This window comes from Micromonospora musae (assembly GCF_003626635.1).
GTDB classification, from domain to species: Bacteria; Actinomycetota; Actinomycetes; order Mycobacteriales; family Micromonosporaceae; genus Micromonospora; species Micromonospora musae.
The window spans coordinates 349,926-373,752 of the sequence record NZ_RAZT01000007.1; the positions used below are offsets into that span (position 1 = coordinate 349,926).

Consider the following 23,827-nt stretch of genomic DNA (forward strand, 5'->3'; position numbering starts at 1 on the left):
CCCATTACCAAGCGATGAGAATTAACTATGTTAATGGCGTTTACCTGATGCGGCAACGAACGATGTTCGTGTATGCGTGTTCGGACAAAGTGGACAGTGTTGTGAAACACGGTTCGGTCGAGTGGCGGCCGGGTAGGCCGTAGCCGCCGGCACACGGATGCATCGACGCCTCGCCGCAAGGTCGCGCGTGGGCGGAAGGATGCCCGGCTGGGACTATGGTGCGGCGGTAGTCGAGCGGAGAGAGTGAAGAGCGTGAAAGCAGCAACGCGGCGCGATCGGCTCCGGGAGCAGATGGTGGCGGATGCGCGGAGCGCGGCGAGGGCCGTCATCAAGGACCAGGGGGTGGAGGCGCTCACGCTCGCCGAGGTGGCACGCCGGGTGGGAGTCACCCCCGCCGCCCTCTACCGTCATTTCGAGGACCCGCCCCTCGCGGACATCGTCCGGCAGGCGGCACGGGAAGTCACTGCCGAGATCACCGACCTGCTGCAGACGACGGTGGACGCTCAGGAGGAGAACGACTACGCGGCCCGCCTGGTGGAGCCGGCCCGGGCGTTCCGCTTGTGGGCGTTGGCCAACCGGCAGGAATTTGCCCTGCTATTCGGCACCCCGACCGCGGCCGCCGGGAGTGCCCAGGTCGATGTCACGAGCGACTGGGTGCGGCGCCTCGCCGGCGTCTGGGGGCCCGAGTTCGTAAAACTGTGGGCTGCTCGCCCCTATCCGATCCTCGACGATGACGAGCTCGATGCCCGCCTCCGACCACAGCTCGCCGAGTACCGCCGGGCCACCGGAGTGGAGATTCCACTTGGCGCTCTCGTCGTCATGCTCTCCTGCTGGCGGTCGATCTACGGTGCGGTCGCCCTGGAGGTCTTCGATCAGTTCGCCCCCCTGATCACGGACCACGAACCGATGTTCGAACTCCTGATGCAAGATCTGATGACCGTGTTGGGTCTGGTGGCCGACTACCATCCACCGACCGTCGTCCGTTTGGCGGGCGCCGGCTGATGCCTCGCGGCCGTCTCCGTTCGGCGGGATGAAGCCCGCACAGCGCGGGGTGTCCAGGCATCCGAGGCGGCCAAGGCGATGATCCGCATGGGCGGGCGGCCGGGCCGGCGAACCGGACCCGACCGCCCGTGCTCAGGCGACCGGCGTGGCTACGGGTCGAGTGGCTCGACCCAGATGTTGCGGTACTGCACCGGGTTGCCGTGGTCCTGGAGCCGGATGGCGCCCGTGGCCGGGCCCTCGGGTCGGCTACCGCCGGTCGGGCCGAGCATCTCGACGTCGTCGTGCACGGTGACGCCGTTCCAGACCACCGTCACGCGCGGGTTCTCCAGCTTGTTGCCGGCCGCGTCGTAGCGCGCCTGCCGGTAGACGATGTCGTACGTCTGCCAGGTCAGCGGTGGCCGCGCCGCGTTCACGTCCGGCGCCTTCTGCTGGTAGATGGCGGCGGCGTCGTTGGTCTGCGGCGGGTCGATGCCGAACGAGTCCAGCACCTGGATCTCGTAGCGGTCCTGCAGGTACACGCCGCTGTTGGCGCGCGCCTGCCCGGTCACGTCCGGCGGGTACTGGGGCAGGTTGAACTCCACGTGCAGCCGGAAGTCGCCGAAGGCCTGCACCGTACGCAGGTCCCCGCCGCGCACCGTCATGGCGCCGTTCGCGACCTCCCACTCGGGCTCGCGCCCGTCGCTGTGCTGCCACTCGGTGAGGTCGCCGCCGCCGTCGAGCAGGGCGATGCGCTTGCCGTGCGGCCGGACGGCGAGGACGTCGAGGTTCACGTGCCCGGAGTCGGCGGCCTCCTTGCGGTACTCGACCAGGTTGCGCCCCTCACGCAGGCGCACGGTGGTGGTGACCGTGCCCCACTCCTCCCAGGTCACCGTGGAGGGGAAGACGGTCTGCTCCACCCGTTGACCGTTGACGTAGAGGCTGAGCTGCTTCTCGCCCGAGTAGGGGTTCGGGCCGTTGCTGTACCGCATCGCCAGGTCGTACGTGCCGCTCTTGCGGACGTCGACGGAGATCCTGGTCGACGAGCCGTCCTCGGCGAACCCGGCGGCGAACCCGGCGCCGGAGTAGGCGGCGTGGTCGGTCGCCATGCCGACGCCGACGGTCCGGCCCTCCTCGGCCTCGAAGAACGTCTGCGGCTGCACCACGCGACCCGGGATCTCGTTGAGCGTGTACCAGGCCTCAGTGTTCCACAGCTCCTCGCCGTCGGCGGAGGAGAACGGACGCGGCGACCGCACGTGCACCACCCGGTTCTCCTTGAGGCCCGGAATCCGGAGCTTGACGGTGCGGCGGTCGGCCGAGAGCTCGGCCTTGGCCACGTCGAGCGTCTCCAGGTCGAGCTTCGGGCCGCCGTACTGGCTCGTCGCGCCGTAGCGCCACTGCGTCACCTGGTACGCGTCGGCGAGGTCCTGCGCGGTCTCGGCCGACAGCGGCTCGGTGTACTCCAGCTCGAACCCGACGTGCGATGCGCGCATCCGCTTGACCTCGAAGACCGAGGTGCCGTTGGGCGTCAGTTTCTGCAGGCCGTAGCTGAGCTTGCCCTCCTGGCCCCAGTTGCCGCCCGCGCCGAGGCCACCCAGGTAGAGCGCGCCGTCGGGGCCGAGGGTGACCTCGTTGACGCCGGCCTCCAGGCCCTGGGTGTGCCGGAACACGGCGCCCTGGTACTGCCCTTCGATCTCCTCTAGGAAGACGCGCTGCAGGCCGCCGTAGGTCACGTCACCGACGACCAGCTGTCCCGCGTACGGCCCCTTCTTGAGCAGCACCGGGGTGGACGGCGAGTTACCGATCTCGTTCTGCGGGAGCCAGACGATGGGGCGGGTCACCGGCTCGTCGTCGAAGGGTCCGGCGGGGGTGGTGTAGTGGTTGTAGAAGGCGCCGTCCTGGATCTCGACCAGCTTGGACGCGGGTAGCCAACCGCCCTGGTTGTCGGTGACGAGCACCTCGCCGCGCGGACCCCAGCCGATGCCGTTCGGGGTACGCAGCCCGCCGGCCACGTACGTGATCTTGCCGGTCTTCGCGTTCACCTTGATCGAGGTGCCGCGGTTCGCGGCGGGCTGGGGCACCGTCGTGGCGCCGCCGAGGTCGATGGCGACGGAGAGGTTGAGATAGAAGTACCCGTCCCGGTAGAGCAGGCCGAACGCGAACTCGTGGAAGTTCTGGCCCCACGGCCAGGTGGCGACCGTCCGCCGGCTGTCCGCGACGCCGTCGCCGTCGGTGTCGCGCAGGGCGGTCAGCTCATGCTTCTGGCTGACGTAGACGGTGCCGCCGACGACCGCGACGCCCTGGGGCTCGCGCATCCCCTCCGCGAACCGGCGGTAGGTCACCTGCTCGGGACCGGTCCGGCCGGTGGCGCCCTCCACGACGTAGATCTCGCCGGTCGTGTTGTCGGTGCCACCCCAGGTGGAGACGACCAGGTCGCCGTCTGGCCTGAAGGCCATGCCGGTGACCTGCGGCTGGAACCCTTCGGGGCGCAGGTCGGTGAGGTTGTAGCCCGGGTGCACCCGGTCGAGCGGCATGCCGTCGCCGGCCGAGTCGGAGGCTCCCTCGCAGTACTTCCAGCCGGGCGCGGTCACCCGCACGACGCCCGCGTCGGTGCTCAGCGCGGAGGCCGGCACGAGCTCGAAGGTGTCCGCGCCGGGAACACGCCACTCCAGCCGCAGCACCTGGCCGCCGCCGTTGTCGAAGAGCTCGGCGAAGAGCGGGTGCAGCCCGGCGGCCAGGTCGACGCTGCCCTCCTTGGAGGTCTCGCCGTGCAGGCCGTCGTGGTCGACGACGACCTGGTCACCGATCGTCAGGCGGGACCCGTCGTCGCTGGTGAGCCGGAACGTGTACGTCCCGTCGACGGGCACCGTGAGGTTGGCGATGGCGTGGCTGATGAACCGGTCGGAGAGCCCGAACTCGTCAGTGGTGGTCCAGTTGATCTGCGGCATCAGCTTGTCGACGTTCGGGGTCTGCGCGGGCTTGAGGGTGCACAGCGCCGACAACGGCGCGCCCATGTCGTACGACCGCAGGGTGACACCGGGTTCCTGTGGAGGTACGTCGGCGGTGCCGGGTGCGGCGGTGGCCGGGGTGACAGGGGCTGTGGCGAGCAGGGTCGCCAGAGCGGCACCCACGGTGGTGAGCACGGCGCGACGGCGATACCGCCATCGGTTCGGTCCGGTCATCGGTCCTCCGAGCTGGGTACGGGTCCCGGCCGGGGAGAAGCCGTCGTCCCACTTTCTCCCGCCGGGGTGGGCAGATCGATCTCGCGAGACGAAAGATCGATCGCCGACGTTATCACTTTAGATATATGCATGGAAACTTTTAAATTAATGCACGAAAGCTTCCGATCGTTCGTCGGCATCGGGACCCGCCGTGCGGGCGGGATCGGCCCATCGAGCGCGTGCCGGGTCGGGCCGAAGCGAGCGGTTGATCGACTCGCCTTCCCTGAAGTCGGGGTGTCCGAGGCGGGCGGATACCCCGACTTCAAGGAAGGCGAGTTGACCTCCGGCGGCGGGCGAGAACTAGGCTGCCGGGGCGGGTCGCCGTCCCACGCCCGGTGCGAGTGCGGGCCGGCGGCGACACCACCGAAGCGGACATCCATTCACGGGAGCGCGCAAGTCGTGCAGATCCACGGCAAGACCGTCGACGACCAGACCCGGTGCGTCCACTACGCCACGCCCGTGGACGTCATCGCGATCAAGTTCGCCTGCTGCCTGCGCTACTACCCGTGCCACCTCTGCCACGAGGAGACGACCGACCATCCCGCGAGTCAGTGGCCTCTCGACCAGCGCGGGCAGCGCGCGGTGCTCTGCGGCGTCTGCCGTAGCGAGCTGACCATCGACGAGTACCTCGCGGTCGACTCCTGCCCGAGCTGCGACGCGCTGTTCAACGAGCGCTGCCGGCTGCACACCCACCTCTATTTCCAGGTGCGGTGACCGGCGAGGCCCGACCTGGGCGCCACGTCACACGTGCCGGGCTAGCGCCCTGACCACGATCGGTGTCGGTGTCGGTGGCGCCCGTCGATACGTACGCCGGCCGACGTCGCCCGCGGCAACTGGGCGAATCGGGGTCCGTGTGCTTTGGGCCTCGCCGTGGGCTGGGAGAACGGCTCCAGCTGGCGTGGCTGAACGTCGGCCACTCCCTGCCACCTCGGGTGAACACCCAGGTCGCTAGACTAGGCCCTCGCGCCCTCGTAGCTCAGGGGATAGAGCATCGGTTTCCTAAACCGTGTGTCGCAGGTTCGAATCCTGCCGGGGGCACCAGGTCACAGCCTTGATTACCGATCACTATTCCGCCTTCCGGGGCTTGCGTGCCCGCTGCGTGCCCGATCGCCTCGCGGCCTTCGACCGGCTCGCGTCCAGGTGCTCAGCGACCTCGGCGTCTCGGCCATCGACGGCGCGGGCGTAGTGACGAGTCGTGACGCTGGCGTTGGCGTGCCCGAGCCGACGAGCCGCCACCAGGACGCCGTGCGAGTCAGCGACCCAGCTCGCGTGGGTGGCCCGCAGATCATGAGGAGTCACGTCGCCCAACCCGGCCGACCGCAAGGCGACGTCAAGGCGGCCCGCAAGCGGGCCGCGCCGGCCCGGCCCCGGCCTGCTGGCGACCTCCGGCCGGCATCGGCCGGGCCGGCCGGCCACGCTGGCGGAACACCAAGGGCATGAAGCGCTGAGGAGGGACGATCGCGATCGGGGTTGCTCCCCGTCGACGCTGGGGCGATCGGCTGCCGCGCAGCAGAGCTGCTTGCCTCCGGACTCTCGTGGGCACTGCCTGCGGCTCGATGACGACGAGGACCAGGACGTGACCCATCCCCCCGGGTGCCCGATCCTCTACGCCACCCGCCCGGCGTCAAGGGCGCTGCGCGTCGGCACGCCGATGGCCTACGGCCACCCTTGACCCCGCGCGGGCGCCGCAGTCCTTGGCACCTATCAGGGGGATGGGGGCAGACTGGCGGCAACCGCCTCGCGAACTGCGCGCTCGTACTGGTTCCGCCGGAACACAAATGGACCAAAGTCCCCATAGTCGCGCTTGGGGCGGTAGGGCTGGGAGAAGCCGCGCCACATCACCGAGTCCTCAGCAGTAATCACCTGGGCTTCCAGAGGCCAGCAGCCGACCTCGCCACAGTCGCAACCGAGTAGGGCGATCAAGCCTTTCCCGGAGTAGGCGGAGTCCGGTCGTCCGGTGAGGTAGGCACCCAGGTCACCGAAGTTGAAGTGATCGAGAATGATCCCGGCATACGTGCCGGGCACATCGTGGCCGGCCGCGTGCTCGAAGCCCGAGACCAGGTCCACCAGGCTCACGTTGTCGACGTACGGCAATAATTCGCGTGCCGGGTCGGGACCCTGGCCCCACGGACGGACCTCAAAGCGAACCTTGCGAATCAGCGGGTGAGTTGGCACAAGGCCCAAGTCTGCCGCACAGCCGCCGGGCCATCCGTGGGCCAGTAACCGTGGCACGCAGCGGGCACGAGAGGGCACGAGACGCAACCAGGCCAACCGCCGACCGCAGGCGTTTCGGACATCACGACTGCTTGAGCACGCTCTTCCAAACTGACGGTACGGATACGCGACGCGTACGTACCATGTCGCTCATGATCGTGTCGGAACTCCAGGAGTGGTTGTCGCAGCAGAATCCCCACTCACCCGTCTCCATCATGGGCATCGCCGATTGTGGCGCGTCGGTGCAGGAGTGGGACATCAACCTCGGCACAGGGCAAGGGCCAAGCGACGACATCGATGAAGTCTTCATCTCGTGGGTCCATACGCCAGAAGCCGAAGCGCGCTACGAGACGCAGAAGCACTGAGGTTGTACAGCCATGGGACTGCGGCGTGCGCGTCGCGTGCCCGATGGGGCGGGACCCGAGGGTCAACGGCGGTCAGCTCCTGGACGTGGCGGCCGGTATGGCGGCGCAGGTCAAGCCAGGTCGCTGCCGTGCGACCGCCGGCCGTGTCCACACTTCCTAAACCGTGTGTCGCAGGTTCGAATCCTGCCGGGGGCACCTCGAAGATCAGCAAAAACGTCACCTGGCCAGCCGGAATTCTTCCCGGTCGATGTGATCTCGTAGGCAGTCGTAGGCCGCCTGTAGCCACCGTTTGTCGCCGGTCGTGCAAAATACGTGCAATGATCTTGAGGCTCTGCGGTGCAGTGTTTGCGCAACTCAGACGGCGCAAAACGGGGAGAAGCCGCAGCGTCAGCCACGGCCTCTAGCGCAATACCGGTGATCAACCTAGCCGCCGTCCGGGCGAGTGGTGGAGATCTGGTCATACGGCAACGGGAAGTACCTCGATCCAGCAGTCCTCGACCCCGGACGCGTACAGGGCCCGAGCCTCCTCGGCGTCTTCTTCGGTCAAGAACACCCCGACTCCGGACACCGTCCGCCCGTCTGCCCGGTCGTATCTGGCCATCAGGACGAAGACGTGACGGTGTCGCTCCCGGCGGCGTGGTGGGTATTCATCGGCCCGCAGGGCGTTCAGCAGTTCTTGAGCCGGGGCCATGTCGAGGCCCGCGCCTACCCCGTGGAGTGGAGTGAGGTTCCATCGGTCGCCCGGCAGAATGCCGCCACCGAAGAAACTCTGCTGCATGCGCGGGAGAACGCCTTCATGCCAACCCACGGCCATGCTGACCACATAGTCGGGCTGGTGCAGGTCCGGGCTCTGCAACATGAAGACGTGCAGTCCCTTCCAGTCGACGCCGGGTAGCGACGCCTTGACGTGCTCGGCTTCGTTTGAGTCCGCGCACCGGATCACCAGGCCCCTGAGCGAGCCTCGTAGCTTTACGGCTTCGACCGGTTTGAAGAGGACGTCGATCGTCGTCTCGGGGCCAGCTTGGTCGTCGTCACCGTAAACGGGTTCGCTACGTAACAGGAGCTGACCGTGACTGGCTGAGTAGGCCATGAGGTGGAACCAGCGGTCACTGCGAAAGAGTTCCCTGCCAGGTGGTAGCTCATGATCCCTGTTGAACCAGCCCGCTGTGGTCATTGTGCGAGACCCCGATCCGGCGAAGGACGTCGCAGCGCTCGCCCCGACGTCCCGCACCCTACTGGTGATCGTCATGCGGACCGCGCCGCCTCGATCCGTTCGTTCATCCGGCTCCGGTCACCGTCGATGCACTTCGCGTACACCTTGAGCAGCACGTCCACCGAGTGACCGGCCCGCTCGGCGACCTCCGGTGCTGGTAGGCCCGCGTTCAGCCAGAGGGACACCCCGGCGTGCCGCAGGTCGTACGGGCGCCCGGCCAGGGGAGAGGCCGCCCGGTCCGGAGGCAGGCTCAGGATCCGTGCCTCCTCCCAGACACGGGAGTACGTCGAGGATGCCACCATGTCGGCAACGAGCTCATGTAACTGAGAGGTCTCAGCGATGTGTGGCGCTGGCAAGCGTCGTTGCTTCTTGATGGAGAGCAGTGATCGCCCGTGCCGCTTCAACATCCGAGCCGATCGCCGGGCCGGTCCCCTGTTCGCGCGCTGGTGCGTCTAGGCCCACCACATGCTTGACGGATCCGTTTCAGGACGTCTCGACCAGCCCAGCGCGACATCGCTCGACCTGCTCGGCGACCTTCCCCACGAACCAGCGCATCACCTCGTATGGAATGTCGCGCGCATCAGAGCTATGAACGTGAATCACCGACTCCTGAGTCGGATCCTCGTCAGGCACTACTGCGACAAGAAAGGCCGGTCCGGGCAGACGGGTGACAGCGTCCGCCTCGCTGAGCTCCAAGCACCAGGCGTCCACGTCATACGCGAAACTGCACCGCGTATTGAGCCCCGGCATGCTCCAAGTTCTCGGCCACGGCAAGACCGTACAGTCGCCCGTACAGCAAGGCTCTCCCCAGACGTCGACATCGCGCGACGACGGCGGACGGGCTTGGCACTGGTTGGCTCGATCTAGATTCCCCGCCGACATCTGGTGCTCGACCGAGGGTGTCGCATCTAGGCTGCCACGGTGACGGTCGATGAGATGCCACCCGTGGCAACTCCACGCGTGGCCGCTGGTGCCCTCTTCTTCAACGACGAAGGTCACGTGCTCCTCGTACGCCCCAGCTACAAGCGGCACTGGGAGATCCCCGGCGGCTTCGTCGAGCCGGGCGAGTCGCCGCGAGCCGCCTGTCTGCGCGAGGTCGAGGAGGAGCTCGGCCTCACGGTCGTGCTCGGCGCCATGCTGGTCGTCGACTGGGCGCCCGCCCAGCACGAGGGCGACAAGCTGCTCTTCATCTTCGATGCCGGAACGTTGACCGCCGAGCAGGAACGCGGCATCCGCTTCGCGGACGGCGAGCTCACCGAGTGGCGCTACGTGCCGCCGCACGAGCTCGACGAGCATGGTCCGGCGCGGCTGGCCCGTCGGATCCGTGCCGCGATCGCCGCGCGTAGCGGTGGCTCCACGTACGCCGAGCACGGCAACGCCGTCTAGCGGAGCCGCGCTCGGCTGGTGCGGAGCAGGCGGGGAGCCCCGCGCGGGAGATCGTCCGCCGGGGCCGAGGGTGGGGGCTACGCCGGTTCCGCTGATCGCGCCCGACCCGACGAAGTATCGAGCCGGGCGCGTCGAGCGAGCTATGCCACGAAGTGGGAACGGCGTCGTCGTGCGATCACGTAGCCCGCGCCGCCGAGGAGCAGAAGCGCACCGCCGATGCCGGCTACGGTCGCGGTGTCGGCACCGGTCACGGGCAGCCCACCGCCCTCGCCGCCGCCCACGCTGGTGGAGGAGGCAGGGGTCGGTGCAACGGTCGTCGTGGCGCTGGGCGTGGCGCTCGGCGTCGACGTGGGCTGAGACGTCGGCGTCGGCGTGGGCTGAGACGCGCAGTCAAGCGCACGGGCCTCGTACAGGCCGATGTTCAGGTAAGCCAGGTACGTGTCGATGGCACCGTCGTCGAGCGCCTTCTGCGCGGCGGCCTTCACGTTGACGCCGGCGTTCGTCAACGTCTGGACCACCCTGATCCGCAGGTCCACCGACCATGCCTTCTGCACGTCCGCCTTCAGGAATGCGCGCAGATCATCCGCGGTGCCGTTCAGCCGCTCCTGAATTGCCTTGGACAAGATGGGCAGAGAGTCGGCGTTCGCCACAGCGAGGATCTGGGCGGTCAGCACGCGCACCTCGCGATCGGTGGCGGTATCCAGGTCGATGGTGACAAGCTCGCGGATATCCTTGTACACCTTGCGTTCGACCGTTTCGCAGGCCTCGTTCAGCCCGGGCTGTTCGGTTTGAGCCACCGCCGGTGCCGCCGGAATCAGAAAGGCCAGCGCCATTATTACGCCGGCCGGGAACTTCCATGACATGTGGGTCTTCCTCCCCGCTGCAAGCAAAAACGTGGGAGATATTACCGTCAATGGTGGCGTCGGCGAGGCCGCCCGACGTCTGCTCGACGACCGATCGGCGCTCAAGTCCCTCCATAAGGGACGAGCGACTCGACGCCGAGATCATTTCGTTAGGAACTCCTAGTGGGTTGAGCGGGCTTCCTCACCGGCATCGACCTGCGCCACCGTCCGGATGAGCCGTTCTCGCATGGCGATGCGCAGGTGTGGACGGCAGCACACCCCGTAGCCCTGGTTCACCTCGCGGTGTCGGACAGCGGTGGCAACGTCGGCCGCTATGACGTTCGGTCAGGAAGCGGCCGTCCCAGATCACGGCTCTCCTCGGTCGGCTACGCCGGCAGGTCGAGGCGGACGACCGCGCCGAGTTCGACGAGCTGCTCCGGCAGGGCGAGGTCGGCGACGCCCAGCACGGTGCTGGTGGGGCGGTGGGCCCCGACGTACGCCAGGTGGAGGCGGGTCACTGTGTCGAAGTTTTCCCGGAGGTTCCGGACCAGCACGGTGGTCTCGACGATCTGGGTACGGCTCGCCCCGAAGTGGTCCAGCACCAGGTCCAGGTTGGCCAGGGTGGTGTTCAGCTGAAGTTCGAAGTCGCCGGCGCCGATGAAGTTGCCGTTCATGTCGTGCGAGAGCTGGCCGGAGACGTAGACCGTGTCGCCGGCGCGGAGTGCCTGGCTGTACCCGTGGAGCGACTCCCACGGCACGCCGAAGTTGAAGGTCTGCGGCTGAACGGTCACGGCTACCTCCATCGGATCGCGCTGCGGTGTGACTGCCGACCCCGGCCGCCCGGTGGGTCCGCGCCTCCTGCGAGCGCCGTAATGCGGTCGTGACCATAAAAGCATCACCGCAGCGGCGCGTCTCTATGTTCGGGGAAAGTGCGCAACCCACCCGGTGCTCAAGCCCGGGAGCCGGCGACCACTACCCCGCCCGGCAACGACGCGCGGGTGGTGCTCCCGGTCGCGCAGGTCGCACAGGCTTTCGGCGACCGCTGCGGGTTTCCCATCCATCTCGTCCTTCGACCGGTCGGCCGGCGTCACGCCGGCCGACCGGTGCGCGCTCAGTTGGCGCAGGCGGTGTCGAACGCCTCGATCGGCTTGGTGAGGCTGGGCTCGTCGACCTCCATCGGCTTCTTGTCCGCCATCCGCTGCTCGATCGCGCCGGCGAGGTTCTCGAAGGCGGTACGCACGGCCGAGTCCGCGGCCTGGGGCGCCTGCGCCTTCAGGCCGGTGACGATGGTGGTGTAGTGCGCGCGGATCAGGCGATCCTCCTCGGCCTTGCTGACCGGCTTGTCGATCTGGGCGATGGCGTCGTCGGCCATCCCCCCGAAGCCGGCCTTCACCGCCTGGAGGCCGGCCTCGCAGACCGTCTTCTTGTTCGCGGCGAGGTCGACGGTCGGGCTGGCGGCCGCGGCGCTGGACGGCGCGCTGCCGGCGGCGTCCGGTTCGGTGCTGGTCTCGCAGCCGGCGGCGAGCGCGCCCAGCGCGGCGAGGACCGTGAGGCTGCCGAGCGTACGCAGGCGAAGGGTGGGCATGCTGACTCCCCGTTTGTTCTCTGGATTCCGTCTCCGGCGGCCTCGTACCGGCCGGCCGTGCGGTCGAGCCGTCACTGTAGACGGCTGTCGATCGGGCCGCCATCGTGATTGCCCAGGCGCGGTGGCGGCCGGTCCGATGTCGACGGGGAATCAGCGGCCGGTCCGGTGTTGACGGGGAGTCAGGCGGTGGGCCGGTCGAGGGCTGGCTTGCGTGCCACCAGGTACGCCTGGCGGGTGCTCTCCGTGCCACCCGCGTACGGCTCGGGTTCCCGCACGAGTTGGGCGCGTACCTCGAATCCGGCCTCGGTCAGCAGTGCGGCGACCTGCTCCGGCCGACGCCGCCGGAAGGTCAGTGAGATCGCCTTGCCGAACGCCGTGGTGCGGACCAGCGACTCGTCGCCGGCCTGGAAGACCAGGGCGAGGTGGCCGCCGGGGGCGAGGGCGCGACGGAAGCCGGAGAAGGTCACCGGCAGCAGCTCGTCGGGGACGTGGATGATCGAGTACCAGGCCGTGATGCCGGCGAGGCGGCCCTCGGGCAGGGTGAGCGCGGTCATCGAGCCCTCCTCGAAGCGCAGCCCGGAGTGGTTGCGGCGGGCCACGGCGAGCAGCCCCGGCGAGAGGTCGATGCCGAACACGTCGAGCCCGAGGCCGGCGAGGTGGGCGGTGACCGTGCCCGTGCCGCAGCCGAGGTCCGCGACCGGCCCGCCGCCGCCGCGGAGCACCAGCTCGGCGAAGGCGGCGAGGATCGCCCGGTCGAAGGGCTTGCTCGCCAGTTCGTCGGCGAACTGTTCGGCGAACTCGGTGGCGACGGTGTCGTACGACGTCCGGGTCTCGCGCAGGAAGGCGGGTTCGGTCATCTCCGGCACGCTACGGCGTCCGGTCGATCGGTCGATGCGGCGACGGCGGCGCTTGAAGCGACCGGTGATGTAACGAGAATTGGTCGGAAGTCGCTGCGGTGCGAGCGGGCGCGCCCTCTGTGCGGCAGGCATAGGCTCCGGCGTACCGAACCGACAGTCACGGTATTTCCATGAGCGGGTTGTCGGACGCGAACGAGGGGGCGCGTCCGCCAGCGCCACGAACACCTGTGCCGCACGGCTGCCCCGCTGCGGAGCAGGTCGGGGCGGATACGACGGCGGCCGGCGGGACCATCGCCGGCCGCCGTCGCGCCTCACCCCACCGGCAGCTGCTCGACCCGTGTGATCACCTCGTCGACGAGCCCGTACTCGCGGGCCTGCTCGGCGGTGAACCAGCGATCCCGGTCCCAGTCGCGCTGGATCTCCTCCAACGTCCGGCCGCTGTGCCGGGCGATCAGCTCCTGCATGGTCCGCTTCACGTGGAGCATGTTCTCGGCCTGGATGCTGATGTCCGCGGCGGTGCCGCCCATCCCACCGGACGGCTGGTGCATCATGATCCGGCAGTGTGGCAGCGCGTACCGCTTGCCCGCCGTCCCGGCGCAGAGCAGGAACTGTCCCATCGAGCCGGCGAAACCGAGCGCCAGTGTGACGACGTCGTTGCGGACGTACCGCATGGTGTCGTAGACGGCCATGCCGGCGGTCACCGAGCCGCCCGGCGAGTTGATGTAGAGGTGGATGTCCCGCTCCGGGTCCTCGGCGGCGAGCAGCAGGATCTGGGCGCAGATCTGGTTCGCCGACTCGTCGGTCACCTCCGTGCCGAGGAAGACGATCCGTTCCTTCAGTAACCGCTCGAACACCTGGTCACCGAAGGCCGGTTGCCCTTCGGTGAGCATCCGTACCTGGTCGTACCCGATCATCGTGTCCGCCCTCCGTGCCGGCGGGCGGCGGGAGCGCCCGGGGGACCGGCCCCTCCAGCCTGCGCACGGTGACCCCGGTGGTCCCAGCGATTCTGCCGGCGGCGAATCTGCCGCCGGCAGAATCGGACGGATCAGACGTTGGTGAGGGTGCGCCGCGACGTGCGGGTCCGCCCGCAGCCGAGCCGCCCGGCGCTGCGCGGGCCGGAGCCCCCGGCCGGTGCGGAGCCGGACCGGCCGACGAGCAGGGTCGGGCCCCCCGCTCCCGGGCCGCGGTGCAGCAGCGTGCCCGGCGTACGCGGGCCGAACCGGACATTCGGCCCGGTCTCCGGCCGGGGCAACGGCACCGGGGCCAGCGTCACCGTGGTCGCGCGCGGTGCGGCCGGTAGCCGGGGCTCGACCTGGCGAAGATCGTCCCGAGCCTCTTCGAGGAGCTCCGAGAGGTGGATGCCGAGGGCCCGGCAGATCGCCGCGAGCACCTCGGAGGAGGCCTCCTTGCGACCGCGCTCCACCTCGGAGAGGTAGGGCACGGACACACCCGCGGACTCGGCCACCTCGCGCAGCGTGCGGCCCTGACGCAGGCGGAGCCGGCGCAGGACCCCACCGATCACCCGTCGCAGCAACGACATGCCGGCCTCACTCTCCTGCCTCGTCGTCCCGGGGACACCCCCATCATGCCCCGTCCCGCCGCCGCGGAGGGCCCCGGAGGGGCATCCGTCGCCGCAGCTCACCGTGGGGCGGGGGCCGATCGGGGTGGCTCCGGGCGGGGAGCACCCCCGCCCGGAGCCCCGGGTCAGCGCGTCAGGTGCGGTCGCCACCCGGCCGCGTCGGGGCCGATGTCGAGCTTCCGGAAGAGCGCCCGGGTGCCGCCACTGGGCAGCAAGCCGTCGTCGGAGATCGACACGCTGAGGCCGGCGACGTCGTAGACGATCAGCGACTCGACGCCGTCCTGCCCGCCGAACCGCGCCTGGTGGCCGTCCAGCGTGGTGTTCGGATCCACGTACGCCTTGTCCGTGGGGTCGGTGACCAGCCGGTACGGGGTGAAGGCGACCATCAGGGTGCGTGCCCGCTGCCGGCCCGGATCGGCGTCGGCCGGCTCCGGCGACCACTCGGTGTAGGCGTTCCATGACCCCGGCTCGCCGAGGTCCAGTGAGACGTTGCCCGTGATCGGGCGCAGGTTCTTCGGGACCTCTGGCACGGTCACCGGCATCGGCAGCACCTCGTGGCCGAAGACGAGTGTGCTTGCCACCCGCTCGGCAGTCTGTGCCGGATCGCCCGGGACGCCGTGGGTCCGCACCTGCGCCCAGCCGTCCGGGGCGTACCGCCAGCGCAGGATCGCCTCCGGCCGGTCCGGGTTGCTGTACGTGGCGAAGGCGCTCGGCGCGCCGTTGAGCTCCGGCCCGGGGCGGGTACCGGTGAGCGTGGCAGGCTCCCCGCTGTCCCGCTGCGGCGCCGACGGCTGCACTCCCTTCGGGTACAGGTTCACCGTCACGCCTCGCCACAGCTCACCGGGAGGACTGTTGACGGCGCTGAGGTGCACGCCGGGCCCGGAGAGCAGCAGGCCGGACTGGTACTGGAGGCTGCGCATCCCGTCCGGCAGCCAGCCGAAGCGGACGTACACCACCTCGGGGTCGACCGTGGTCAGCGCGGCCGGTAGACCGGCTGCGGCGGTGGGCGGCCCGGCGTCGGCCGGTCCGGTGGTGGGTGGGCGCTCGGGTGCCAGCAGGCTGGGGACCGTCACTCCGCCGGCGACCAGCAGGCCGACGGCCAGCGCCGCGCCCGCCACCTGGCGGTAGCGGCGCTGGCGGCGGCCGGTGGACATCGCCCGGTCGACGTCGAGCCGGGCGGTGGGACGCTCCGCCGAGTCCACCTCGGCGTGCATCAGGTCGGCGAGTTGCCGTTCGTCCAGCATGGATGCTCCTCTCATCGGCCTGCGGCTGCGGTGTCGAGCACGGTGCGCAGGGTGGCGAGGCCCTTCGCCGCCTGGCTCTTGACGGTTCCGGTCGAGCAGCCCAGGGCGCGGGCGGTCTCCTCGACGCTGAGGTCCTGGAGGTACCGGAGAACGAGCACCGCCCGCTGCCGGGGTGGAACCTCACGCAGCGCCGCGACCAGGGTGATTCGGTCGGTCGGGTCGGTCGGGTCGGTCCGTTGTTCGGGCAGGGCCGCCCCGAGCAGCACGCGGCTCCAGCGCAACCGCCGCTCGTCGAGCAGCCGGCGCAGCAACATGGTGCGCACCAGCGCGTCCGGATGCTCGGCCTGCCGGGCCCGGGCCCAGTTCCGGTACAGCTCGGTGAGCACCCGTTGCAGGATGTCGTCACCGCGATCCCAGTCGCCGCACATCAGGTACGCGGTCCGCCGCCACTGCCGCATCCGGCCGCGTACGAAGTCGGTGAACTCGGCGTCGGCTTCGGCTCTGCGCCCGCCGCTCGTTCTCACGAGGAATCCGCCTCTCGTCTGCCGGCCTCGACCGGTCCGTCGTCCGTCGACTGGTAGTCGTGGGCGCGGTGGCGATCGGTTGCCCGGGTGCCCCACCCGGCGTACGGGATTCGTCCCACCCGCTATGTTGTGGGCGTGCAGCCGACGGAGCAGGTTCGAGGGTGATCCATTTCCCCGCGCAGCGCCGCAGTCCGCTCAGCGCGCTCAGCCTGCGGCTGGCCGCGGCGCTCGCCCTCGTGTTCGCCACCGTCACGGTGGTCTACCTCGACCGTGAGGGCTACCGCGACGTCAACGAGGACGGTCTCACTCTCCTCGACTGCTTCTACTACGCGGTGGTGACCCTCTCCACCACCGGCTACGGCGACATCACTCCGGTCAGCCACAGCGCCCGGCTGGTGAACGTCCTCTTCATCACCCCGGCCCGGGTGATCTTCCTGATCATCCTGGTCGGCACCACCCTGGAAGTTCTGACCGAGCAGTACCGGACGGGCCGGCGCTTGACGCGGTGGAGGAAGACCGTGAAGGACCACGTGATCATCTGCGGCTACGGCACCAAGGGCCGTAGCGCCGTCTCCGCGCTGCTGGAGAACGGGCTGGACAAGTCGCGGATCATCGTCGTCGAGCGCAGCGGGACCGCGCTACGGCAGGCCACCGCGGCGGGGCTCGTCGCGATCGAGGGGTCGGCGACCCGTTCCGCGACGTTGAACGACGCACACGTGAAGAACGCCAAGGCCGTGATCATCGCGACCGACAGCGACGACGCCTCGGTGCTGGTGGCGCTCACCGTCCGGCAGCTCACCGCCGGTCAGGTGCGGATCATCGCGGCGGCCCGGGAGGCCGAGAACGCTCCGCTGCTGAAGCAGAGCGGGGCGCACCACGTGATCGTCTCCTCCGCCACGGCGGGCCGGCTGCTCGGTCTCTCCACCTCCGCGCCGCCGCTGATCGACGTCGTCGAGGACCTGCTCACTCCCGGTCAGGGGATGGCGCTGGCCATGCGGTCGGCCGATCGGAGTGAGGTGGGTCGCACGCCGCGCGAGCTGGACTGCCTGGTCATCGCGCTGGTCCGGCGCGGCCGGGTGGTCACGCTGACCGACCCGGCGGGGGCCGAGATCGAGACCGGCGACATGCTGGTCTACGTCCGGGACGACCGCCCTCAGGCGGCCAGCACCGCCTGACCCGGCTCGTCTAGTCGTCTTCCCCCACGGTGCAGGTGATGTGCCATCCGCCGTGGGTGGCCCGCCGGAGCAGCTCGTAGAGCGTCTCCCGCTCGTCGGGGTTCAGCGCGCCGAGCACCTCTATCTCGCTGGTCTCCAGGGCGCATTCGGCATCGTTGAGGCGATTTGCCCCGGCCTCGGTGATATAGACCATGTGCCGGCGGCGGTCCTCGGGTGACCGGCGTCGCTCGACCAGCTGCGCCGCCTCCAGGTCGTTGAGCAGCCCTACGACGTTCGTGCTGTCGATCTGGAGGGTGCTGGCGAGCCCCTGCTGGCTTATCCCGCCCGCATCGCGGAGCGCCGTGAGGGCGATGAGGTGCCGCGGTCGAAGCCCGAACGGCTCCAGCACCGATTTCGCCCGGAGCCGCATCCGTCGAGCCAGGTGGTCGAGCAGCGGCCCCGTGCGGCGCTCCGACTGGACGGCCGGCAGGTCAGGCATGTGAGCCAGTTTACCGCCGACCCCTCCGATAGACCTGCTATAAATGGTTGGTCGTTCACCAACCATTGGTAGCTAACGGAGAGTTTGCGCATGGCACACCTGTTGCACATCGACTCGAGCATCCGCGGCGAGCACTCGGTGAGCCGCCGGCTCACCGCCCGGGCCGCCGCCGCCTGGCAGGCCGCCCACCCCGGGGGCACGGTGACCTACCGCGACCTCGGCAAGCAGCCGCTGCCGCACCTGGACGAGGCGGGCGGCCTCGCCCGGCTGACGCCGCTCGACCAGCACACTCCCGCCCAGCGCGCGTCCTGGGAGCTCAGTGAGCAGCTGGTCGCCGAGGTGCAGCAGGCCAGCACGGTCCTGCTGGGCCTCCCGCTCTACAACTACGGCGCGCCGAGCAGCGTGAAGACCTGGGTGGACCACCTCATCGCGCCCGGCATCGCGTTCGACCCGGCGACGGGCGCCGGCCTGCTCGGTGGGCGCGAGTTCGTCGTGCTGATGAGTCGGGGCGGCGGCTACGGCCCGGGCACCCCGCGCGAGGGCTGGGACCACGCCGAGCCCTGGCTGCCGCACGGCATCTCGCAGACCGGTCTGGAGCCGACCTTCATCGCCGCCGAGCTGACCCTCGCCCCGGTGATGCCGGCCATGGCCGAACTCATCCCGCTGCACGAGCAGAGCCTCACGGCGGCCGAGCGCTCCATCGACGGACTCTGGGCGCCGGCCAGCGCCGCTGCCTGAGCCGGATCCCCGTCACCGGCGCGAACGGGATGGCCGCTCCACCTGGAGCGGCCATCCCGCGCCCGTCGCCTGTCGGGTCCGACGACCGATCCGTCGGCTCCCGGGCCTGTCGCCTCCGAGGCTCAATCGGCTTCCGGGCTCGTGCGGGTCTCGTGCCCTTCGACCGGATCCGGGCCGGCGTGACGACATCGAGGACGACCAGCGCGGGCCGGTCGTGTCCACGTTCCACCGTCGCCGACGAATCGCCGCCGAGCGGGCCCCGCCGGATCGACCCGTCCCGATCCGTTCGGCTGAGGAGAACCGGCTGTAAGGCGCTTTCTCCTCGGCGCGAGGCTTGCTACGTTGTGGCGGCTTGGAACTGCCAGTGGGGGAGAGCCGTCGATCTCGATTCGGTACGGCGTCATTGGCACAGGCACGACGGGGGAACTTCATAGCATCGCGTCCGGGGTTGGTGCCTCGGTCGTCGTCTCCCGTCTTGTCGGACGCACCCTCGTGCGGGCTGTTCCGAGTTCCTCGTTAGTCGAACGACGGGATACGAATCAGTGGCTGAACTGTCAGCATCCGTAGGCGTCAGACGACGCTGGTCGGCGGGCATCCTGGCGGGCCTCGCCCTCGCGGCTGTGGCGGCCGTCGCCCCCGCGACCGCGGCCCAGGCCGCCCCCGCCGGAGACGGCGTCTTCAACGCGGCGAGCTCGCAGAACGACCGCAAGAGCAAGCTGCCGAACCTGCACAAGGGGAAGCTCGCGCTCCCCGACCCGGGCCCGATGGGCCGTCGGTTCCAGACCGGCTCGGACCACGCCCCGAAGATCTTCCAGGGGACGTTCGCCAGCGCCTCGGAGTTCCCGTACATCGTGGGTATCGTCACCACGTTCCGGGAGGGCCAGGACCTCTACTGGTACTGGTGCACCGGCACGATCATCGCCCCGAACAAGGTGCTGACGGCCGCGCACTGCACCGCGGACGGGCCGGGCACCACCCGGGTCATCGCCGGTAACGACCGGATCGTCGACGGAGACGGCAACATCCTCGTTGGCAGCGGGTACGCCGCCGAGGTCGCCTCGACCTGGACTCACCCGGGCTGGAACATCGCCCAGCAGTACGCCGACCCCGAGAACGCGCCGATCCTCGACGACGTCTCGGTGCTCACGCTGAAGCAGAACCTGCCCAGCGAGTACACCCCCGTCACGCTGAGCCCGCAGGGCGACCAGACGCCGTACACGGCGGGCACCCCGGCGGTCATCGCCGGCTACGGCAAGACCTACGACGGTGAGCCGAAGCCGGACAGCCGGCTGCGCAAGGCGACCGTCAACATGCGGTCGAACAGCGAATGCTCGGCGCCGGGGCTCTACTACCCCGACCGGATGATCTGCGCCGGTTCGGGCACTCCCGCCGCGCCGAGCAGCGACACCTGCGGCGGCGACTCGGGCGGGCCGCTGCTGGTGGGCGGCGTCCAGGTCGGCATCACCGACTGGGGCTTCGTTCCGTGTGGCTCGTCTCCCGGCTATTACGAGCGGCTGAGCTACTACCGCAACTCCATCATGGAGGACCTGACCCGTCCGGCGCTGATCAACGCGGACTGGTCCGGCGACGGTCACACCGACCTGCTCGCCCGGGACAGCGCCGGTAGGCTCCACCTGATCTACGGCAGCGGCTTCTCCAACGACGGGTACGGCGGCTTCTACACCAGCAAGCAGATCGGCACCGGCTGGTCGAGCATGAAGCGGGTCTTCCGGGTCTACAACTGGAACGGCGACAAGAAGCCGTCCGTCATGGCTGTGAAGACCAACGGTGAGCTGGTCATCTACGACACCGACGGCAAGGGCAACTGGGTCGGTGACGCCCGGAGGATCGGCACCGGCTGGGGGAACTTCACCGCGCTCATGGTGACGAACAACTGGATGGGCAACAACCGACCGAGCCTGCTGGCCCGCAAGTCCAACGGCGACCTGATCCGCTACACCAGCAACGGTACGGGCGGCTGGGAGAACCCGGCGGGCACCCGGATCGGCACCGGCTGGAACGGCTTCAACCTGTTCATCACCCCGGGCGCCTGGAAGGGCGACGGCCTCGAGGTGGTCATCGGCCGGACCTCGACCGGCTACCTGAAGATGTACCAGTCCGACGGGCGGGGCGGCTGGACCAACCCGGCGGGCACCATCATCGGCAGCGGCTGGGCCAGCTACAAGAACATCATGATTCCGGGCGACTGGAGCGGCGACAACATGATGGACCTGCTGGGCATCAACAGCAGCAACCAGATGCGGCTCTACACGACCAACGGTCGTGGCGCCTGGGTCGACGGAAGTGGCAAGGTCATCTCCACCGGCTGGGGTGCCTTCAACCTGGTCCTCTGATCCCGGGACAATCGCACCGACATCGACGAAGGGGCCCGCAACCGATCGGTTGCGGGCCCCTTTCCCGTCGTCCAGCCCGGCGCAGCCGGGCGCGGTCTTATGAAACAGACCCTAGAGGATCGTCCAGGTGTCCCCGCTGCTCAGGAGGCCGGCGAGCTGCTGCTCGGGAGTCTCGGTGACCTCCGCCCGGGCGGCGTCGAGCTGGGCGCGTACCACGTTCTCGTAGGACGGCCGCTCGACCGCGCGGAACACCCCGATCGGGGTGTTGCGCAGGTCCAGCCCGGGCAGCCGGGAGAGCGCGAAGGCGTACGCCGGGTCGGTGACGGTCGCGTCGTGCACGACGATCTCCTCCGGGCGGGTCGCCGCGGTCTCCCGTACCTCCAGGCCGAAGCCGCCCGGCGGGTGTACGACGCAGAACTGCCCGTCCTTGCCGAACGTGATCGGCTGCCCGTGCTCCAGCCGGATCAGGTAGTCGTCGCGGATCCCGTGCTCCTTGAGCGGTTCGAACGCGCCGTCGTTGAAGATGTTGCAGTTCTGGTAGATCTCCACGAAGGCGGAGCCCTCGTGCTCGGCGGCCGCCCGGAGCACCGACTGGAGGTGCTTGCGGTCGGAGTCGATGGTGCGGGCCACGAAGGTCGCCTCCGCGCCGAGCGCCAGCGAGAGCGGGTTGAACGGCGCGTCCGCCGAGCCGACCGGAGTCGACTTGGTGATCTTTCCGACCTCGGAGGTGGGAGAATACTGCCCCTTGGTCAGCCCGTAGATCCGGTTGTTGAAGAGAAGGATCTTGAGGTTGACGTTGCGCCGCAGCGCGTGGATCAGGTGGTTGCCGCCGATGGAGAGCGCGTCACCGTCACCGGTGACCACCCAGACCGAGAGGTCCGGCCGGGTGGCCGACAGGCCGGTGGCGATCGCCGGGGCGCGGCCGTGGATCGAGTGCATCCCGTACGTGTTCATGTAGTACGGGAAGCGGGAGGAGCAGCCGATGCCGGAGATGAAGACGATCCGCTCGCGCGGGATGTTCAGCTCCGGCATGAAGCCCTGAACGGCCGCCAGGATCGCGTAGTCACCGCAACCGGGGCACCAGCGCACCTCCTGGTCGGACTTGAAGTCCTTGGCGGTGAGCTTGAGGGCGATGGGCTCAGACATTCTTGAGGACCTCTTCCAGCATCGTCTCCAGCTCCGCGGCGGTGAAGGGCAGGCCGCGGACCTGGTTGTAGCCGATCGCGTCGACCAGGTACTTCGCGCGGATCACGTGCGCCAGCTGGCCGAGGTTCATCTCGGGGATGACCACGCGGTCGTAGGAACGGAGCACCGTGCCGAGGTTGGCCGGCATCGGGGCGAGGTGGCGCAGGTGCGCCTGCGCCACCGAGAGCCCGCGCTGACGCAGGCCGCGGCAGGCGGCGCCGATCGGCCCGTACGTCGAGCCCCAGCCGAGCACCAGCACCCGGGCGTCGCCGTCGGGGTCCTCGACCTCGACGTCCGGCACCGGGATCGTCTCGATGCGGGCGGCGCGGGTGCGGACCATGAAGTCGTGGTTCGCCGGGTCGTAGGAGATGTCGCCGGTCTTGTCGGCCTTCTCCAGCCCGCCGATCCGGTGCTCCAGACCGGGGGTGCCGGGGATGGCCCACGGGCGGGCCAGCGTTTCCGGGTCGCGCAGGTACGGCAGGAAGGTGGTGCCGTCCTCGCCGTTGGGCGTGGTCGCGAACTCCACCCGCAGGTCGGGCAGGGAGTCGACGTCGGGCAGCAGCCACGGTTCGGAGCCGTTCGCGACGTAGTTGTCCGACAGCAGGATCACCGGAGTGCGGTAGGTGAGGGCGATCCGGGCCGCCTCCAGGGCCGCGTAGAAGCAGTCCGCGGGCGACTTCGGGGCGATCACCGCGACCGGGGCCTCGCCGTGGCGGCCGTTGAGGGCCATGTTCAGGTCGGCCTGTTCGGTCTTCGTCGGCATGCCGGTCGAGGGCCCGGCCCGCTGCACGTCGACGATGAGCAGCGGCAGCTCCAGCGCCACCGCCAGGGAGATCGTCTCGCTCTTGAGGGCGACGCCCGGGCCGCTGGTGGTGGTGATGCCGAGCGCCCCGCCGTACGACGCGCCGAGCGCTGCGCCGACCGCGGCGATCTCGTCCTCGGCCTGCATGGTGAGCACGCCGAACTTCTTGTGCTTGCTCAGCTCGTGCAGGATGTCCGAGGCCGGGGTGATCGGGTAGGCGCCGAGGAAGACCGGCAGCCCGGAGCGGACGCCCGCGGCGACCAGGCCGAGCGAGAGCGCCGCGTTGCCGGTGATGTTGCGGTAGGTGCCGGGCGGCATCTTCGCCGGCTTGACCTCGTAGCGGACCGCGAAGTCCTCGGTCGTCTCGCCGAAGTTCCAGCCGGCCCGGAAGGCCGCCACGTTCGCCGCCACAAGCTCCGGCCGGCGGGCGAACTTGCGCTCCAGGAAGCGCAGCGTCGACTCGTACGGGCGGGAGTACATCCAGGAGAGCAGCCCGAGGGCGAACATGTTCTTGGCCCGCTCGGCGTCCTTCTTGGACACGTCCTGGTCGGCGAGGGCACCGACGGTCATCGAGGTGAGCGCGACCGGGTGCACCGCGTAGCCGGCGAGCGTGTCGTCCTCGAGCGGGCTCGCCTGGTAGCCGACCTTGGAAAGGTTGCGCTTGGTGAACTCGTCGGTGTTCACGATGATGTCCGCGCCGCGCGGGAGGTCGGCCAGGTTGGCCTTGAGCGCGGCCGGGTTCATGGCCACCAGCACGTTCGGCGCGTCGCCGGGGGTGAGGATGTCGTAGTCGGCGAAGTGCACCTGGAAGCTCGACACGCCCGGCAGGGTGCCGGCGGGTGCCCGGATCTCCGCGGGGAAGTTGGGCAGCGTGGAGATGTCGTTGCCGAGCTGGGCCGTTTCGGAGGTGAATCGGTCACCGGTCAGCTGCATGCCGTCGCCGGAGTCACCGGCGAACCGGATCACCACCCGGTCCAGTTGACGGATCTGCTTGCTCACGCCTGCACCTCGCTTCGCTGCGCGCGGTGGCGGCCCGAGTTGCTGGTGATCCCGCCCTGCCCGGCCACGTGACCTCCCTGACGCACCC

General features: G+C 69.5%; 22 protein-coding genes and 1 tRNA gene. 8 read left to right on the forward strand and 15 right to left on the reverse strand.

Going from position 1 to position 23,827, the window contains the following annotated elements; translation table 11 throughout:
* The first annotated feature begins 243 nt into the window (after positions 1-243).
* Positions 244-1,002 carry a TetR/AcrR family transcriptional regulator gene (locus tag D7044_RS16220; protein WP_199716635.1) on the forward strand — a complete coding sequence of 253 codons (759 nt, stop codon included), beginning with the start codon at positions 244-246 and terminating at the stop codon, positions 1,000-1,002.
* 149 nt (positions 1,003-1,151) lie between these two features.
* On the opposite strand, the gene D7044_RS16225 is transcribed toward D7044_RS16220, so the two are convergent.
* A complete protein-coding gene (locus D7044_RS16225) occupies positions 1,152-4,160 on the reverse strand; it encodes a family 16 glycoside hydrolase (protein ID WP_120689421.1) in 3,009 nt (1,002 codons plus the stop codon).
* Between the two features lie 438 nt (positions 4,161-4,598).
* Here D7044_RS16225 and D7044_RS32655 point away from each other — a divergent pair, with 438 nt between their 5' ends.
* Entirely contained in the window at positions 4,599-4,913 is a 315-nt protein-coding gene (locus tag D7044_RS32655) for a CHY zinc finger protein (protein WP_199716636.1), read from the forward strand.
* Between the two features lie 251 nt (positions 4,914-5,164).
* Positions 5,165-5,240, forward strand: a tRNA-Arg gene (locus tag D7044_RS16235).
* A gap of 663 nt (positions 5,241-5,903) precedes the next feature.
* Here the strand turns inward: D7044_RS16235 and D7044_RS16245 are convergent.
* Positions 5,904-6,275, reverse strand: coding sequence for a hypothetical protein (locus D7044_RS16245; protein WP_120689424.1), 372 nt, complete (start codon positions 6,273-6,275; stop codon positions 5,904-5,906).
* A gap of 290 nt (positions 6,276-6,565) precedes the next feature.
* Between D7044_RS16245 and D7044_RS16250 the strand changes: the two genes are divergently transcribed.
* Positions 6,566-6,778: a hypothetical protein gene (locus D7044_RS16250; RefSeq protein ID WP_147434675.1), complete on the forward strand. Its 213-nt coding sequence runs from the start codon at positions 6,566-6,568 to the stop codon at positions 6,776-6,778.
* A 457-nt stretch (positions 6,779-7,235) separates the two neighbouring features.
* Here the strand turns inward: D7044_RS16250 and D7044_RS16255 are convergent, their stop codons facing one another.
* A complete protein-coding gene (locus D7044_RS16255; RefSeq protein ID WP_120689426.1) occupies positions 7,236-8,027 on the reverse strand; it encodes a hypothetical protein in 792 nt (263 codons plus the stop codon).
* The gene (locus tag D7044_RS16260) at positions 8,024-8,293 is read right to left on the reverse strand and encodes a site-specific integrase (RefSeq protein ID WP_233565001.1); all 270 of its coding nucleotides are present in this window, start codon (positions 8,291-8,293) and stop codon (positions 8,024-8,026) included. Before D7044_RS16260 ends, D7044_RS16255 begins: the two co-directional genes overlap by 4 nt.
* Before the next feature lie 634 nt (positions 8,294-8,927).
* On the opposite strand from D7044_RS16260, the gene D7044_RS16270 reads away from it, so the two are divergent.
* Entirely contained in the window at positions 8,928-9,377 is a 450-nt protein-coding gene (locus D7044_RS16270) for an NUDIX domain-containing protein (protein ID WP_120689427.1), read from the forward strand.
* A 140-nt stretch (positions 9,378-9,517) separates the two neighbouring features.
* On the opposite strand, the gene D7044_RS16275 is transcribed toward D7044_RS16270, so the two are convergent.
* The 8 genes from D7044_RS16275 to D7044_RS16310 all read right to left on the reverse strand — a co-directional run bounded on the left by D7044_RS16275 (position 9,518) and on the right by D7044_RS16310 (position 16,008).
* On the reverse strand, positions 9,518-10,240 hold the full coding sequence (locus D7044_RS16275) for an LPXTG cell wall anchor domain-containing protein (protein WP_120689428.1): 723 nt from the start codon (positions 10,238-10,240) through the stop codon (positions 9,518-9,520).
* 365 nt (positions 10,241-10,605) lie between these two features.
* The gene (locus D7044_RS16280; RefSeq protein WP_120689429.1) at positions 10,606-11,010 is read right to left on the reverse strand and encodes a RidA family protein; all 405 of its coding nucleotides are present in this window, start codon (positions 11,008-11,010) and stop codon (positions 10,606-10,608) included.
* 320 nt (positions 11,011-11,330) lie between these two features.
* Entirely contained in the window at positions 11,331-11,804 is a 474-nt protein-coding gene (locus D7044_RS16285; RefSeq protein ID WP_120673529.1) for a hypothetical protein, read from the reverse strand.
* A gap of 179 nt (positions 11,805-11,983) precedes the next feature.
* Positions 11,984-12,661: a class I SAM-dependent DNA methyltransferase gene (locus D7044_RS16290; protein ID WP_120689463.1), complete on the reverse strand. Its 678-nt coding sequence runs from the start codon at positions 12,659-12,661 to the stop codon at positions 11,984-11,986.
* A 311-nt stretch (positions 12,662-12,972) separates the two neighbouring features.
* Positions 12,973-13,575, reverse strand: coding sequence for a ClpP family protease (locus D7044_RS16295; protein WP_120673527.1), 603 nt, complete (start codon positions 13,573-13,575; stop codon positions 12,973-12,975).
* 131 nt (positions 13,576-13,706) lie between these two features.
* Entirely contained in the window at positions 13,707-14,201 is a 495-nt protein-coding gene (locus D7044_RS16300) for a helix-turn-helix domain-containing protein (RefSeq protein WP_120689430.1), read from the reverse strand.
* Positions 14,202-14,365: 164 nt separating this feature from the next.
* On the reverse strand, positions 14,366-15,484 hold the full coding sequence (locus D7044_RS16305) for a hypothetical protein (protein ID WP_120673525.1): 1,119 nt from the start codon (positions 15,482-15,484) through the stop codon (positions 14,366-14,368).
* A gap of 11 nt (positions 15,485-15,495) precedes the next feature.
* Complete coding sequence (locus D7044_RS16310) at positions 15,496-16,008, reverse strand: SigE family RNA polymerase sigma factor (protein ID WP_233565002.1); 513 nt, start codon at positions 16,006-16,008, stop codon at positions 15,496-15,498.
* Between the two features lie 161 nt (positions 16,009-16,169).
* On the opposite strand from D7044_RS16310, the gene D7044_RS16315 reads away from it, so the two are divergent.
* Entirely contained in the window at positions 16,170-17,183 is a 1,014-nt protein-coding gene (locus tag D7044_RS16315) for a potassium channel family protein (RefSeq protein ID WP_120673524.1), read from the forward strand.
* Positions 17,184-17,193: 10 nt separating this feature from the next.
* Here the strand turns inward: D7044_RS16315 and D7044_RS16320 are convergent, their stop codons facing one another.
* Positions 17,194-17,661, reverse strand: coding sequence for a MarR family winged helix-turn-helix transcriptional regulator (locus D7044_RS16320; RefSeq protein WP_120673523.1), 468 nt, complete (start codon positions 17,659-17,661; stop codon positions 17,194-17,196).
* A 90-nt stretch (positions 17,662-17,751) separates the two neighbouring features.
* On the opposite strand from D7044_RS16320, the gene D7044_RS16325 reads away from it, so the two are divergent.
* Positions 17,752-18,399, forward strand: coding sequence for an FMN-dependent NADH-azoreductase (locus D7044_RS16325; RefSeq protein ID WP_120673522.1), 648 nt, complete (start codon positions 17,752-17,754; stop codon positions 18,397-18,399).
* A 542-nt stretch (positions 18,400-18,941) separates the two neighbouring features.
* Positions 18,942-20,753 (forward strand): trypsin-like serine protease, encoded by a 1,812-nt coding sequence (locus D7044_RS16330; RefSeq protein WP_147434677.1) that lies wholly within the window; start codon positions 18,942-18,944, stop codon positions 20,751-20,753.
* Between the two features lie 111 nt (positions 20,754-20,864).
* On the opposite strand, the gene D7044_RS16335 is transcribed toward D7044_RS16330, so the two are convergent.
* Both D7044_RS16335 and D7044_RS16340 read right to left on the reverse strand, forming a co-directional pair.
* Positions 20,865-21,899 (reverse strand): 2-oxoacid:ferredoxin oxidoreductase subunit beta, encoded by a 1,035-nt coding sequence (locus tag D7044_RS16335; protein ID WP_120689431.1) that lies wholly within the window; start codon positions 21,897-21,899, stop codon positions 20,865-20,867.
* Positions 21,892-23,739, reverse strand: a complete 1,848-nt coding sequence (locus D7044_RS16340; RefSeq protein ID WP_120673519.1) for a 2-oxoacid:acceptor oxidoreductase subunit alpha — start codon at positions 23,737-23,739, stop codon at positions 21,892-21,894. Before D7044_RS16340 ends, D7044_RS16335 begins: the two co-directional genes overlap by 8 nt.
* Between the last annotated feature and the right edge of the window lie 88 nt (positions 23,740-23,827).

Bases quoted from the DNA above. Each gene is read 5' to 3' on its own strand.
- D7044_RS16225 (WP_120689421.1), bottom strand. From the start codon at position 4,160: ATGACCGGACCGAACCGATGGCGGTATCGCCGTCGCGCCGTGCTCACC.
- D7044_RS16250 (WP_147434675.1), top strand. From the start codon at position 6,566: ATGATCGTGTCGGAACTCCAGGAGTGGTTGTCGCAGCAGAATCCCCAC.
- D7044_RS16255 (WP_120689426.1), bottom strand. From the start codon at position 8,027: ATGACGATCACCAGTAGGGTGCGGGACGTCGGGGCGAGCGCTGCGACG.
- D7044_RS16260 (WP_233565001.1), bottom strand. From the start codon at position 8,293: ATGGTGGCATCCTCGACGTACTCCCGTGTCTGGGAGGAGGCACGGATC.
- D7044_RS16270 (WP_120689427.1), top strand. From the start codon at position 8,928: ATGCCACCCGTGGCAACTCCACGCGTGGCCGCTGGTGCCCTCTTCTTC.
- D7044_RS16275 (WP_120689428.1), bottom strand. From the start codon at position 10,240: ATGTCATGGAAGTTCCCGGCCGGCGTAATAATGGCGCTGGCCTTTCTG.
- D7044_RS16285 (WP_120673529.1), bottom strand. From the start codon at position 11,804: ATGCCCACCCTTCGCCTGCGTACGCTCGGCAGCCTCACGGTCCTCGCC.
- D7044_RS16290 (WP_120689463.1), bottom strand. From the start codon at position 12,661: ATGACCGAACCCGCCTTCCTGCGCGAGACCCGGACGTCGTACGACACC.
- D7044_RS16295 (WP_120673527.1), bottom strand. From the start codon at position 13,575: ATGATCGGGTACGACCAGGTACGGATGCTCACCGAAGGGCAACCGGCC.
- D7044_RS16300 (WP_120689430.1), bottom strand. From the start codon at position 14,201: ATGTCGTTGCTGCGACGGGTGATCGGTGGGGTCCTGCGCCGGCTCCGC.
- D7044_RS16305 (WP_120673525.1), bottom strand. From the start codon at position 15,484: ATGCTGGACGAACGGCAACTCGCCGACCTGATGCACGCCGAGGTGGAC.
- D7044_RS16320 (WP_120673523.1), bottom strand. From the start codon at position 17,661: ATGCCTGACCTGCCGGCCGTCCAGTCGGAGCGCCGCACGGGGCCGCTG.
- D7044_RS16325 (WP_120673522.1), top strand. From the start codon at position 17,752: ATGGCACACCTGTTGCACATCGACTCGAGCATCCGCGGCGAGCACTCG.
- D7044_RS16335 (WP_120689431.1), bottom strand. From the start codon at position 21,899: ATGTCTGAGCCCATCGCCCTCAAGCTCACCGCCAAGGACTTCAAGTCC.